This is a genomic window from Leucobacter weissii, from assembly GCF_017565745.1.
In the GTDB taxonomy this organism is placed as follows: Bacteria; Actinomycetota; Actinomycetes; order Actinomycetales; family Microbacteriaceae; genus Leucobacter; species Leucobacter weissii.
Genome location: NZ_JAGDYM010000004.1, coordinates 412779 through 426776, shown reverse-complemented (window position 1 = coordinate 426776; position 13998 = coordinate 412779). Strand labels below are relative to the sequence as shown.

The window sequence follows — 13998 nt, the reverse complement described above, 5'->3', positions numbered from 1 at the left end:
CTCTTCGCCGTCACTCCCCGTCCGCGGGATCGGCCGCGTCGAAGCCGACCGCCTGCGCCGAGCCCCTCCACAGTCCTTCGAGTTCCTCCAGGCTCCGATTGCCCTCGCCTCTGAGCTCCTCCCCCTCCGCCACGTAGAACAGGGTCACATCGATCTTCTCGGGAGAGATTCCCGACCATCGCGCATAGGCCTGCCGGTAGAGGTCGAGTTGCAGGAAGCGCGAGCTGCGCTCCGCGTCATCGCGGGGCGGACGGCCCGATTTCCAGTCGACCACCTCGTAGCGCGCCTCCGGGCCGTCGCCGTCGCGATAGACGGCGTCGAGCTTGCAGACGAGCGTGCGACCGGCGAAGGGCAGCGCGATCTCGAGCTCGACCGCTATGGGCTTCCGATCCGCCCACCTCGACGCCTCGAAGCGCTGGATCAGCGGTTCGAGGTCGCGATGGACGTCGAACTCCTCTCTCTCGGGATCGACGGCGCCCGGTTCGAGGCCGGGAAGCACGAGAGCGGTGCCGATACCGGTCGTGGCCCGACGTTCGACCCACTCGTGGAAGCGGTTGCCGGTTCTCGTCCTCCGGTAGGGGCGTTGCGGCACCGGACGGAGCCGGTGCCGCTCGGCCCAAGCCGGGTTCTCCACGAACTCGTGGAAGGAGGAGGCGGTGATCCGTTCGGCGAGCACCGTCTCTCCGTCGCCCCGCCGGGCGGCCTCTCGCTCGGCCAGCAGCAGACCCACGGTGGGGTCGACGGGCTCGGCATCCGCACTCGCGATCGCCGTGCGCACCGCCGCGGCGGCTCGTCGCACCGCAGCCGCGCGCACGCCGAGAGGATCGAGCGGCCACTGCATCGTGTACTCGTCCGTCCGGCTCGGATCGTCGTCGTGCCGGCTCTCCTCCGGGAGCGCGGCGCTGAGCGGACGGTCGAGCGGCCGTTCGACCCGTCCGTGCCCGTTCCCGGCGGACTCCTCCCGCGGGCGCTCCTGCTGCGCGTGCCCCGCGAGCTCGCGCAGATAGGGCGATGGCTTCCTCGGCCGGCTCTGCCCGCCCCAGAACGATCCGCTGAGCAGCAGTCGCCCCGCGGAGCGGGTGACCGCGACGTAGGCGAGGCGCCGCTCTTCGGCCGCGTAGCGCTCCTTGAGCTCGTTCCGGTAGTCCGTCAGCCGGCCCCTGAGCTCCTTCTGCGTCGTCGCGATGCGCCAGTCGAGCACGGGACGCGCCGCAGCGTCCGCGCGCAACTCGTCCGGCAGCTGTCCCTTGCGAAGCCACCCCGTCCCGTCGCGGGGCGTCGCGGGGAACTCGGCCTCGACGAGTCGGGGCACCGCGACGATGTCCCATTCCAGCCCCTTGGATCCGTGTGCGGTGATGAGATGCACGGTGCCGGGAACGGGGGCGGCGACGTGCTCGGCGGTCTCGTCGGCCTCGACGGCTCGCTCGATCCATTCCAGCAGCGAGGGCAGCGTGCCGTGCGCGTCGATCGCGAGGTGCTTCTCGACCAATTCGACGAAGACGTCGAGGTTGGTCATCGCGACGGCTCCGGCTTCGGCCCAGCGATGCTCGTTCGCCTCCAGCTCGATGTCGATGCGCAGAGCTCGCACCACGGCCCAGATCAGCTCGACGATGTCTCCGGCCACGCCCTGCCGCAATGATCGCAGCATCAGCCCCGCGTCTCGAAGCCGCTCTCGCCCGACGGGGCTGATGCCCGCGAACGCGGGGTGCTCGACGTCTCTCACGGCGACGAACTGGTCGAGCGCGTCGACGAGGGTGAATTGCCGGTCGGGGTCGGGAAGCATCCGATCGGCCTCCCGGTCCTCATCGCCGAGCCGCTTCTGCGAGACGTCGCGCGCCTCGAACCAGCGGGCCGCATCGCGGAGACCGGCGATATCCGCGACGCCGACGCGGAATCGGGGACCGACGAGCAGCCGTATCAGCTCCCCGCCGGCATCGGCGTACCAGAGGCAGCGGAGCGCACTCACCACGTCCGTGATCTCCGGCGTGCTCAGCAAGCCTCCGAGACCCACGATCCGGTTCGGCACGCCCGCCTGGGCGAGCACCGCGGAGAAGGCCGCCATATGACGGCGGTTGCGGAAGATCACGGCCGCGGTCGGCAGCGCCCCGTGTTCGGCTTCGTGCGCTTCTCGCGCTCGGGATACCCAGGCTGCGACCTGCTCGCGCTCCTCGTGCACGGTCTCCGGAAAGATCCATTCGACTGTCCCTTGCGGAGCGCCGGTGCGGGGGCGCAGGCGCGGAACGTCGATCACGGAGTCCGCCGCCAGCGGTGCGGAGATGACGTTCGCGGCCTCCAGCACCGTCTCGGGATTGCGCCAGCTGGTCGACAGGGTGAGCGTGGCCGCCCGGTGCTCCGAGCCCGGGGCGCGGAAATCGGCGTGGAATGATCGCAGGCCCGCGGCGGAGGCACCGCGCCAGCCGTAGATCGACTGATGCGGGTCGCCGACGGCCATGACCGGAGCACCCGCGAAGATCCGTGAGAGCAGACGCGTCTGCCCGACGGAGGTGTCCTGCACCTCGTCGAGCAGGACCGCCCGGTGGCGGCCGCGCAGCACCTCGGCCGCGTCGGTCGAATGCTCGAGGGCCCTCACGGCCAGGACGAGCTGATCGGAGAACTCGATGAGGCCTCTGCGGCGCTTCTCCTCGGCGAACTCACCGGCGAGTCGGGCGATGAGCGGCGTCTCCGAGACGTTCGCGACGGCGTCGCGCACGGCAGCGTAGTTCTTGCCGGCCGGACCGCCCACCGGGTCTTTCTCGTCGTAGGGCAGGTCGATCACCCGGGAGAACTCCGTCACGATCGCCTGGACGCGGTCGAGAGTGGTGAGGTGGTCGGCGACGGCGTGATCCATGCCGATCACCTGGCGCACCAGTTCCGGGATGCGAAGACCGCTCGAGGCGAGTCCGGGATCGCCGCTCGCGAGAATCACCTCTCGAGCGATCCGCCAGGCGGTGGCCTCGTCGATCATCGTCGCCCCGGGCAGGAGACCCGCGGAGACGCCGAACTCCTGCAGCACCCCCGCGGCGAAGGAGTTGTAGGTGCTCACCTCCGGGAGATCGAGCCCGTCCGAGAGCAGGTCGACGAGCGCTGTCGCCCGCGCAGCCTCGGCGCTCGTGAGCCGGCCCCGTTCGGCGGCATCGGCGAGTCGCGCGCCGAATGCCTCCAGCCGCCCGACGATGCGTTCCCGCAGTTCTCCGGCGGCCTTGCGCGTGAAGGTGAGGCCGAGCACCTGATCCGGCGCGACGAGACCGTTGGCGACGAGCCACACCACCCGCGCGGCCATGGTCTCCGTCTTGCCGCTGCCGGCGCCCGCCACGATCAGCGCACTGCCCTGAAGCGGATGCTCGATCACGGCGCGCTGCTCCGAGGTCGGCACGAGCGCGGATCTCGGTGGCTCGGCGAGCAGCTCGGCGATGCGAACGGCGGAGAACACGGCGGTCATGCGTCGCTCACCGCCCGGATCACATGGATCCTGCACGCCCCGGGGCGGTAAGGATCGCTGCAGTGGTGCTCGATCCGCGCGGTGAACGAAGCGGCGGCCATCACCTCGGCGATCTCCTCGACGCGGCGCACGAATCGCTCCTGGGCGTCGTCGTTCAGCGGCGCCTGAGCCCGTTCGACGAAGCCTTCGCCATGCGTCGCCTCGGGGTGCACGTAGAGCAGACGGGCTCCCCCGTTGACGATCCCGCCCGCGTCCGCATCACCGCCGGCGTCCGATCCGTTCTCGGCTGCGAACGCCCCGCGGAGCACGCCGAGCTGGTAGGCCTGCAACTGCGCGTGCTCCGCGGTCTCCGGGCCGGATGGAGGCTTCGCGCCGGTCTTGAGGTCGAGCACGCTCACCTCGATACCGTCGGTGACCGGACGGCCCTCGAGACGGTCGGCCGTCCCCTTCAGCCGGGCCCGACCGAGCGACACGCTGAAACCGCTCTCCCGTCCGAGCAGGCGGCGCTCCGAGGATGCGAACTCGCGCAGGTAGTCGGCAAGGCCCCGGACCATCGACTCGGCGATCGCCCGGGTGCGCGCCGCTTCCCATTCGGCTTCGAACGGGAGCCTCCGCCACTCCCGTTCGATCTCCGCGAAGATCGCCTCGGGATCGCTCGTGTCGGCGGTCTCGAAGGCCCGGTGCACGAGCGTGCCGATGGTCATCGCGAGGCTGCCGGCACCCCCGCCGAGGGCGCCGATGGCCCAGTCGAGGGGGCAGGTCTCGGCCCGTTCCAGTTGAGACGGGCTCACCGGGACGTGCCGATCGGGCAGCGAGAGGTCGTGGAGCGGCGCCTCAGTGCTGGGCGGCAGCACCCCGTACCAGTCGTCCGGATGCGCTCCCGGAACCGCGGCGCGCGCCAGCGCGGCGAGCGACGACCGCGCCTCCTCATCCGTCGGATCGTCCGCGAGCCGGCGCCGCATCTGCGCGGTCGCGCCGCGAAGGGTCAGGCGGGCGCTGGGCATGCCGGCGCTGAGATGCTCCCTGCCGAAGCCGAAGAACGCACTCGGATGGTGCTCGTCGTCGCTGACGGCGACCACGAGCAGTTCGCGCCGCGCGCGCGAGCAGGCCTGCGCGAAGAGCCGCAACTCGTCGTGGACCGTGTCCCGGCGCGAGGGATCGGACGGGCGTCCGTCTCTGAGCCAACGCTCGAGCGCGACCGTGCCGAGCAGCGATCCGCGCGTGCGCGTGTTGGGCCAGGCGCCATCCTGCACCCCGAGCACGGCGACGAGATCGAACTCGTGGCCGACTGCGCCCTGGGGTGTGGTCACCGTCACCTCGTCGCGCTGCGAACGCCGCGCGAGAGAGTCCTCCGGCACGGCGCTCTCCAGCAGTTCTTGCAGCAGTTGCGCGATCGGCTGCTCGCTGTGCTGCTCCTCGTGCCGCTGCAACGCGAAGAAGAGCCCCATGACCGCGTCGAGCGAGCGGTGCGCCTCGTCGGCTCGGAATCCCCGCTCGCCGAGCGCGTCCTCCTGCCAGGCCTCGGCCAGCCCCGTCTGCTCCCACAGCTTCCAGAGCACCTCTCGCGGCGTGCCCCCATCGGCGTGCTCCTTCACCCCGCCCGCGACGATCAAACCGAGTCGCCGCAGCGCCCGACCGCCGCGGCTGTCGATGAGCGGACCACCGCCCGGGAAGGCGAGTCCCTCGAGGATGAGGTCGTCGGTGCTGCGCGCCTCGCGCTCCTCTTCGCGTGCGCGTCGCCGCTCGTCGAGCGTCAGCGCACCGCGCAGGCGTCGCACGGCGACCGGGTCGAGCCCGCCGAGCGGGCCGCCGAGCAGACGGAGCGCGTCCTGCGCCCCGAGCGGCTGATCGTCCAGCGCGTGCTGCAGCAGACGGATCAGGTCGCGAACGACCTGATGCTCGCGGAGGACGAGCCCGCCGGCCGACACGCCCGTCGGCACCTGGTGCGCGGCCAGCGCGCGCGACACGCGGGCCGTCTCGGCCCGCGACCGGCAGATCACCGCCATGCCCCGCCAGCGCATCGGATCGGACCCGTCGAGTCCCAGCCGACTGCGACGCAGCCTATTGGCCACGATGCCCGCCTGCTCGGACGGCGACGAGGCGACCGCGAAGCGCACCGTCGACCCGCCGCCCGCCCCGAGATCGGATCCTCCCGCGGCGGGCGCAGCCGGCGCCGCCCGCTGCGCCCCGCTTCCGACGACGCCGATGCGCGCGGTGAGACCCCTCACCAGTTCCCGGATCTCCGCGGCGTGACGGTGCGCGGTCCCGAGCACGCACAGCTGCTCCGGCTCTTCCGCCGACCCCCGCAGGGCCCGCCCGCCCGCGCCTTCACGCCGGGCGAGCTGGCCCGCGAGGTCTTCGAGCACCCGCGGCCGCTCCCCGTGAAAGGTTCCGGTCGCGGTGTCGGGGTCGCCGAACACCCATACGCGGCCGCCGCCGGCCGCGCAGGCGGCCAGCAGTGCGAGATCGCCTTCGCCGAGCTCCTGCGCATCGTCGACCAGCAGGAGCCTCGGCACGGCGGCCCGCCCCGAGCGCACGGCATGACCCGCGGCCCGGAGCAGCGCGCTCGGGCCGATCTCGGAACCGCGCGCTCCGGACAGTCTCCGGCCCACTTCGGCGACGATGCCGAGCGCTTCCGCCCAGCGCTCGAGCAGACGATCATCGGGGATCCGAGTGACGGCCTCTCTGGCCGCCTGCCCCCGCAGGCCCCGCAACCGCTCGAGCAGCTGCAAGGGGTCGAGGTCGAAGTCGTCGAGCACCCGCCAGAACTCCCGCAGCTCTCCGCGGAACGCGGGACTGCGCAGCACCTCAGGCGGGAGAGGCCCCGCCTCGACCCCGGAACCGCATCGTTCCTCGATCACGGAGGAGATCGCCTCGTCCTGCACCGTGCCGGTCAGCAGACGGGGTGCGGACTCCCCCGACTCCGCCGCGGCGCGGGCGAGCACTCCGAAGGCGAACGAGGTGGGCGTGCGCGCAGGAGTTCCGCCGAGGGCGCGCCCCACCCGCACCTCGATGGCCGAGCGCAGCGAGCCGGCAGACAGCCGGCTCGGCGCCAGTGCCACGACGTCGGCCTCGGACCAGCCCGGCCGCTCCAGCACCAGTGCGTACGCCTCGATGAGCGTCAACGTCTTGCCGCTGCCGGGAGCTCCGAGCACACGCGCGTGCCGCGCCGGGTCGAGGCTCAGGACCGCGCGCTGCGAGGCGTCGAATTCGATCATGCTCTCAGCCTAGAACCGACCGCCGACACTCCCGTCAGCGCGGCCGGCCGGCCGCCCCGGCCCCGGAGACCGGGGAACACGCGGAGAGATCGCGATCGGCGCCGGAATCGTCGCCCGCCGGGATTCCCACAGCGAGCCCGAAAGACCGCCGTCCGCCCTGCCCGCGCTTCCCTCCTCCCCGCCTTTCGTATAGCCCGCACGCGCCTACAGCTGCCCGGAGCGCCGGACGGGCTGCGCTGTGGGCGAAACGTCCGCGGTATCGCCGCCGCCGAGACACGCCGGGCCGTAGACTCGCAGGTGCGCAAGCAGCACATCCGCACCGATCCAAGGAGGCAGTCCGTGGAAGTCCGTATCGGCATTGTTCATTCTCCCCGCGAGCTCACCTTCGAGACCGACACCGCGGCCGAGGAACTGCGCACGATCCTCGATGCCGCGCTCGCCGAGGGCAAGCAGCCGCTGGTCGCCTTCACCGACACGAAGGGCAAGCAGTACTTCGTGCCCACCGCCGGAATCGCCTACGTCGAGCTTGGCGGCGAAGGCGGGCGCAAGGTCGGCTTCATCAGCTGATCCCGCCCCAGCGCTGATCCGCGGAGCATCCGAATCGCGGGTGCACCCCGAACACACGGGCGTACCTCGAAATCACGGGCGTACCTCGAAATCACGGGCGTACCTCGAAATCACGGGCGTACCTCGAAATCACGGGCGTACCTCGAAATCACGGGCGTACCTCGAAATCACGGGCGTACCTCGAAATCACGGTGTTCTCGAGGTACGCCCGTCGGTTGAGCGTACGCCGGCGGCGCGGGCGGGCGGCAGCGGGGAACCCGGCCGACGGTGCGGATCACGCCGAGCGCTCCAGCCGCACCGCGACCTCGAGGTGGGAGGTGTGGGGAAACATGTCGAACACCCGGGCCTCGCGCACCCGATAGGCAGGCATCGCAGCGAGGTCGCGCGCCAGGCTCTCCGGATTGCAGCTGGAGTACACGAGCTGCGGGACGCCCGATCCCTCGATCCAGTCGGCGAGAACCGGACCGATCCCCCGCCGCGGCGGATTGACGATCAGCAGTCCGGGTGCGTCGCGTGATGCCGACGCGAGCGCGAAGTCGGTCGCGTCGGCGGCGGTGAATCGAGCGTCGAGACCGGCCTCCCGGGCCGACCGCCGCGCCGAATCCACGGCGGCCTCGCCGAGCTCGACCCCCAGCACGGTCGGCTTCGGCGCGCCCGGCCCGGCCCGGAATCCGCGAGCACGGCGCTGCCCGCCGGCCTCGCGCAGCGCGTGAGCAACGTGCAGCGCGAACCCGCCCACGCCGCAGTAGAGATCCCAAACCGAGTCGGGAGCGCCCTCGACCGCCCAGGCCGAGACCTGCGCGTAGAGTTCCCGCGCCGCCTCCGTGTTGGTCTGGAAGAAGCTCCTCGGCCGGAGGTGCAGCGTCACCGGCCCGAGGCGCATGGGCAGCGTCTCGCCGTGCAGCACCTCCTCGCGCTCCCCCTCGAGCACCGCCTTGTGCTCGGGAAGCAGGTTCACCGAGATCACCGCCGCCCGGGGGAATTCGCGCCGCAGCTCGCCCGTCCGGCTGCGCAGCGCGCGCAGCGCCGCCTCGCTCCGCACGACGAAGCGCAGCATCAGCTCGCCCCCGGAGGCGTCACCGCCCGCGCCGCGATCCTCGGGCGCCATCGTGAGGTGGACGAACTTCAGCTCGCCCCGGCGCGCCGGCACGTCGTAGGGCGCGAGGCCGGTGCGGTCGAGGAATCTCGATACCGCCGGGAGCACTGCGGCGATGCCGGGAGCCTGGATCCGGCAGTCCCGCAGATCCACGCCCCGTCGGTCGGGCCCGAGGATCCCGAGGGTCACCCGCCCGGCGGAACCGCCCACCACCAGCTTCACGCGGTTGCGGAAGCCCCGGTCGGCGCCGCCGAACGCCGGTGCCCACGCCGTTTCGGGCACGGCGGGCAGCAGCTCCCGGCAGCGGGCCTCCTTGGCGGCGAGCTGCTCGAGGTGCGGGATCTCGATCAGCGTGCACGAGCGGCATTCGCCGGCGTCGAAGTGCCGGCAGCGCAGGACCCCGGCACCGCCCTCCCCCGGACCCGAGCCCGTCGGCCGGGTCGGGATCCGGACGCCGCTCATGCGGTCAGTCCGAGCCCGTCCATGCGCCGGATGTGATCCGCGATGAGCTCCGTGAACACCGGCTCGACCTCGCTCGCGACGAACTCCCGCCCCTCGCTGAGCGTCAGGACGTGTCGTGAGACCAGGAGGGTGTCGCCGACGAGCCGGCGCCCCCAGAGCGCGAGTCGGTTCGCGATCGACGGATCCGCCGCGATCTCGGCCGCGAGCAGTTCGCGCAGTTCGTCCCGCCCGGAGCCGTCGAGCAGGATCGCGATGGCGTCGTCCCGGTAGCCGTCGTCGAGGCCCTCGGCGAGCGAGGCGAAGAAGCCGTCGAACAACCCGCCGACCAGATAGATCGAGAGGACGTGCTGGTGCCAGTCGGGCACCTCGATCCGATCGATGTAGCGATCGATGACGGGGGCGAACGGCTCCATGATCAGATAGGGCTCGCGCCCGCGACGGCGGATCTCCGCGGTGAGGCGCTGATGCTTGGTCAGCGTGATCCCGGCCGCCCGCGCGAGCACGTCCTTGGAGCGCAGCTCGGGGGCGCCGGAGACCGCGCGGGTCGAGGCCTCGTAGAGTTCGAGCTGCAGATAGGCGGTCAAACCGAGGAACGGCATGATCCCGGGAGCGAACTCGGCGAGCTCGACCTGCTGGGCGTCGGCGGAGGAATCGCGGGAGCCCAGGGTGCGCGCGGGCGCCTTCGTCTTCCGGCGCAGCCTCTTGATCCACTCGAACACGTCGCCAGTGTACCGGCGAACACCAGCTTGCACCGCATAGACTGGACCGGCGGGCAGTCGTCTGACGGCCCGAGATGGATCGCGGGAGTCGTGGAACTCTCCCGCCGCTACGCCTGCAGCGAAGTCACAAGCAGCACTGTTTGGGTCCGAGAGTCCGAAGACTTCCGGATCGGCGCGTAGCACGCAACCGACGGCGCCTCGAGCGCCGGAAACGAAACTGGCACTGCGCGGCACCACGGGAGCCGCCGAAAGAGAAACGACAGGTAGCACAGCGTGACCACGTTCACCGAACTCGGCGTCGACGCCGACATGGTCGGCGCCCTCGCAGATCAGGGCATCATCGACGCATTCCCCATCCAGGAGCAGACGATCCCGCTCGCCATCGGCGGGCAGGACATCATCGGTCAGGCGAAGACCGGAACCGGCAAGACCTTCGGCTTCGGCCTGCCGCTGCTGCAGCGGCTCGGCACGGATCCCGCCCCCGGCGTGCAGGCGCTGGTCGTGGTGCCGACCCGCGAGCTGGCCGTGCAGGTGTTCGAGGATCTCGAGCTGGCCTCGAAGAACCGGGCAACGCAGATCGTTCCGATCTACGGGGGCAAGGCCTACGAGGGGCAGATCGAGCAGCTGAAGGCGGGCGCGCAGGTGGTCGTCGGCACGCCCGGTCGCCTGCTGGATCTCGCCGGCCAGCGGCTGCTCGACCTCAAGAACGTCGCCGAGATGGTGCTGGACGAGGCCGACAAGATGCTCGATCTGGGCTTCCTCGCCGATATCGAGAAGCTGTTCGCGCAGACGCCGCCGGCCCGCCACACCATGCTGTTCTCCGCGACGATGCCCGGCACCATCGTCACCCTCGCCCGCCGCTTCATGCGCAACCCGATCCACATCCGCGCGAGCGACCCCGACGAGGGCGCGATGCAGGCGAACATCGAGCACCACGTCTACCGGGCGCACTCGCTCGACAAGGACGAGGTGATCGGGCGCATCCTGCAGGCCGAGGGCCGCGGTAAGACCGTCATCTTCATGCGCACCAAGCGCGCCGCGGCGAAGCTGCAGGAGGAGCTCGCGGATCGCGGCTTCTCGGTGGCGAGCGTGCACGGGGATCTCAACCAGGATCAGCGCGAGCGCGCCATGGCGGCGTTCAAGGCCGGCAAGAAGGAGATCCTGATCGCGACCGACGTCGCCGCGCGCGGCATCGACGTGGACGACGTGACCCACGTCATCAACCACACCGTGCCGGACGACGAGAAGACGTACCTGCACCGGGTCGGGCGGACGGGCCGGGCCGGGCGGACCGGGATCGCGGTGACCTTCGTCGACTGGGAGGACATGCACAAGTGGGCGCTCATCGATCGCGCGCTCGACTTCGGCACCCCGGAGCCCCTCGAGACCTACAGCTCCTCGCCGCACCTCTACGAGGATCTCGGGATCCCCGAGGGCACCAAGGGCCGGCTGAAGGCGACCCCGGTGAAGGATCGTGCGCCGCGCGGCAGCCGCGACGGCGGGAGCGCGCAGGAGCAGGGGGACGCTCGGGGCGACCGCGGCCGGCGGCGCACCCGCAGTCAGAACCCGCGCGGCCGGGGCCGGCACGAGACGCACGATCACGAGGGGCACGGCCACGATGCCGCGGGCGGCGGCGAGCCCGGCGCGCCGATCGAGCCGGGCGAGGCGCCCCGCAGGCGGCGCCGGCGACGCCGGGGCGGCCGCGGAGCGGGCTCGGGTTCGAGTGGCGAATCCTCCTCGCCGACCCCGTCGGCCGAACCCACCGCCGCCGACTGACGCTCCGCCTCCGCGTCTCCGGAGGCGAGTCGGGTCGCGAACGACGGTTGCTCACGGCGAGCCGCCCGCATTCGCGCACCCGAGCTCGCCGGGACGCAGGAGGCGCACCCGTCAGGTGCCGCAGTAGGTGACGTGGGGGCGGGACCCGGCCGGCGCGGGGAGCGCGTAGCGTTCGCGGCCCGCCTGCAGGACGTACGGTCGGGTGACGGCGTCGAGCAACTCCTCGAAGAGCGAGAGGTCGCCCTCCGTCGCCGCGTCGAGCGCCGCATCGACCAGGTGATTGCGCGGGATCACGACGGGGTTCACCTCCTCCATGGCCCGGGCGTCGGGCGACAGCCCTGTCCACTGCGAGAGCCAGGCGCCGGGTCGCCGGCCGTCGGGGTACAGCGCGAACAACTCGTCATCGCGGCCCCGCGCCGCGTCGGCGAGCACCCGGAAGAAGCGCGTGTAGTCGATCCGGTGCATCTGGAGTTCGCCGAGCATCGCGGCCGAGAGCTCGACGAGCGCCGCGTCGGGGAAGCGCTCGACGGGAACGGCCGCGATCCCGAGCTTCGCCCGCATCCCCGACGACCAGGCCGCGTCGTACGCCGGCCCGAAGCCCGAGAGGGCGTCCAGCGCCGCCGCCTGCGCCGACTCGGAATGCGCCGACTCGGGATCCGCGGTCTGCGCACTGCCCGAGGCCCCCGCGGCTGTGCTGGGCGGCGGCAGGAGCGGCAGGAGCGACTCCGCGAGACGGGTGAGGTTCCACAGCGCGATCCCCGGTTGGCTGCCATAGGCATAGCGCCCGGCGTGGTCGATCGAGCTGAAGACCGCCGCGGGATCGTAGGCGTCGAGGAAGGCGCAGGGCCCGTAGTCGATGGTCTCCCCCGAGATCGTCGTGTTGTCGGTGTTCATCACCCCGTGCACGAAGCCGACGAGCATCCAGGAGGCGACGAGACGCGCCTGGGCCTCGACGACCGCCGAGAGCAGCCCGAGGTGGGCGTCGGCGCGTTCGGCGAGATCGGGGAAATGGCGCGCGATCGCGTGATCGGACAGGCGACGCAGGAGAGCGAGGTTCCCGGTGGATCGCGCGTACTGGAAGGTGCCCACCCGGAGATGGCTGCCCGCGGTGCGCACCAGCACGGCACCGGGGAGGGCGTCGAAGGAGTCGTCGCGCCGCACGCCGCGGCCGGTCGCGACCACCGCGAGCGCCCGGGTGGTGGGGATGCCGAGGGCGTGCATCGCCTCCCCCATCAGGTACTCGCGCAGCATGGGCCCGACGGCCGCGAAGCCGTCGGCGCGCGCGAAGGGCGTCGGCCCGGATCCCTTGAGGTGCAGATCCACGAGCCGCCCGTCCGGGGCGCGGATCTCGCCGAGCAGCAGGGCGCGGCCGTCGCCCAGGCGCGGTGCGTACGCGCCGAACTGGTGCCCCGCGTACACCTGCGCGACGGGCGCGGCGCCCTCGGGCAGCTCGTTGCCGAGCAGGAGGCGCACGCCCCGCTCGCCGCGGAGCCGGATCGGATCGAGGCCGAGTTCGCGCGCGAGCGGCTCGTTGAGCGCGAGCAGCTCGGGATCCTCCGGCCGCACCGCCCGCCACGAGGCGCCGAGCTCGGGCAGCTCCCGCGCGAAGGCGTCGCCGAGAGCGATCGCATCGACGGTCGGGACATCCATGCGGCCACGGTACGCGTGCCGCCTGTCCACGCACTCAGCTTCTCGCGCTTCGCCGCGCGCAGGGGACCGTCGTTCTCCAGCGGGACCGTATTCGCCGGGACAATCCGGAGGCTCTCGCGAACGACCGTCCCATTCGCGGCGGGGTCGCGGCGCCCTCAGCGCGGGATCGCGGCGATCGCCCGGACAGCCTCCCAGATCGCCTCAGGGCTCGTCCGCTCCCCCAGCAGGTTCGGCTTGCCGGCCCCGTGGTAGTCGCTCGCCCCGGTGACCCGCAGCCCGTGGACCGCGGCGAGCCGCGCGAGCCCCGGAAGCCACTCGGACCGGTTCTCGGGGTGGTCGAGCTCGATGCCCCACAGCCCCGCGCGGACGAACCGCTCCAGCGCGGCCGGATCGACGGAGCGGGAGTGGCGCCCCGCCGCCGGGTGGGCGAGCACCGGCACGCCGCCGGCGTCGCGCACCATCCGGATCGCCTCGGCCGTGTCGATCGCGTAGGTGTCGACGTAGTAGGGCGACCCCGGGCCGAGCACCCGGCTGAAGGCCTCGCTCCGGTCGGTGAAGTAGCCGGCCTGGACCAGCGCATCCGCGATGTGCGGCCGGCCGACGGTCCGGCCCGCCGCCTCGTCCTCCACGACCGAGTGCCAGCGGATATCGAAGTCCGCGCCGAGGCGTCGCACCATCTCCTGTGCCCGGCCCACGCGCGAGTCGCGCACCCTGCGGAGCGCGCCCGCGAGTTCCGGGGCGTCGGGGCGGGCGCCGTAGGCCAGCAGGTGCGTGGAGCGTCCCGCGTCGCGGGTGGTGATCTCCATGCCGGGCAGGAACTCGATCCCGGACTCCGCGGCGGCGGAGCGCCCCTCGGCCCAGCCGTCCGTGGTGTCGTGGTCGGTCAGCGCGAAACCCGCGAGACCGAGCGCGGCCGCCTCGCGCGCGATCGCCGTCGGCGTGGTGGTGCCATCGCTGTGCACGGAGTGCGTGTGCAGATCGTAGCGGCGGGACATGCGTCCATCGTATGCTTCGGCAGGGCGCACGATGGACTCGGACGCCCCGCGAGTGCTGAGTTGTGCAGGGTGCGTA

General features: G+C 72.1%; 8 protein-coding genes. 2 read left to right on the top strand and 6 right to left on the bottom strand.

The window, feature by feature from the left end; translation table 11 throughout:
- Nucleotides 1–10: 10 nt before the first annotated feature.
- Both J4H92_RS04165 and J4H92_RS04160 read right to left on the bottom strand, forming a co-directional pair.
- Nucleotides 11–3439 carry an ATP-dependent helicase gene (locus tag J4H92_RS04165; protein WP_208096377.1) on the bottom strand — a complete coding sequence of 1143 codons (3429 nt, stop codon included), beginning with the start codon at nucleotides 3437–3439 and terminating at the stop codon, nucleotides 11–13.
- Nucleotides 3436–6657, bottom strand: a complete 3222-nt coding sequence (locus J4H92_RS04160) for a UrvD/REP family ATP-dependent DNA helicase (RefSeq protein ID WP_208096374.1) — start codon at nucleotides 6655–6657, stop codon at nucleotides 3436–3438. Before J4H92_RS04160 ends, J4H92_RS04165 begins: the two co-directional genes overlap by 4 nt.
- A 297-nt stretch (nucleotides 6658–6954) precedes the next feature.
- Here J4H92_RS04160 and J4H92_RS15685 point away from each other — a divergent pair, with 297 nt between their 5' ends.
- Nucleotides 6955–7224 (top strand): DUF3107 domain-containing protein, encoded by a 270-nt coding sequence (locus tag J4H92_RS15685; RefSeq protein ID WP_341782990.1) that lies wholly within the window; start codon nucleotides 6955–6957, stop codon nucleotides 7222–7224.
- A gap of 274 nt (nucleotides 7225–7498) precedes the next feature.
- Here the strand turns inward: J4H92_RS15685 and J4H92_RS04150 are convergent, their stop codons facing one another.
- Both J4H92_RS04150 and J4H92_RS04145 read right to left on the bottom strand, forming a co-directional pair.
- Nucleotides 7499–8782 (bottom strand): methyltransferase domain-containing protein, encoded by a 1284-nt coding sequence (locus tag J4H92_RS04150; protein WP_208096372.1) that lies wholly within the window; start codon nucleotides 8780–8782, stop codon nucleotides 7499–7501.
- Nucleotides 8779–9501: a ferritin-like fold-containing protein gene (locus J4H92_RS04145; protein ID WP_208096370.1), complete on the bottom strand. Its 723-nt coding sequence runs from the start codon at nucleotides 9499–9501 to the stop codon at nucleotides 8779–8781. Before J4H92_RS04145 ends, J4H92_RS04150 begins: the two co-directional genes overlap by 4 nt.
- A 273-nt stretch (nucleotides 9502–9774) precedes the next feature.
- Here J4H92_RS04145 and J4H92_RS04140 point away from each other — a divergent pair, with 273 nt between their 5' ends.
- On the top strand, nucleotides 9775–11277 hold the full coding sequence (locus J4H92_RS04140; protein ID WP_341782989.1) for a DEAD/DEAH box helicase: 1503 nt from the start codon (nucleotides 9775–9777) through the stop codon (nucleotides 11275–11277).
- Between the two features lie 111 nt (nucleotides 11278–11388).
- Here J4H92_RS04140 and J4H92_RS04135 read toward each other — a convergent pair whose 3' ends face one another.
- Both J4H92_RS04135 and J4H92_RS04130 read right to left on the bottom strand, forming a co-directional pair.
- A complete protein-coding gene (locus J4H92_RS04135) occupies nucleotides 11389–12927 on the bottom strand; it encodes a protein adenylyltransferase SelO (RefSeq protein WP_208096367.1) in 1539 nt (512 codons plus the stop codon).
- Nucleotides 12928–13082: 155 nt separating this feature from the next.
- Nucleotides 13083–13922, bottom strand: coding sequence for a PHP domain-containing protein (locus J4H92_RS04130; RefSeq protein WP_208096366.1), 840 nt, complete (start codon nucleotides 13920–13922; stop codon nucleotides 13083–13085).
- Nucleotides 13923–13998 lie beyond the last annotated feature (76 nt).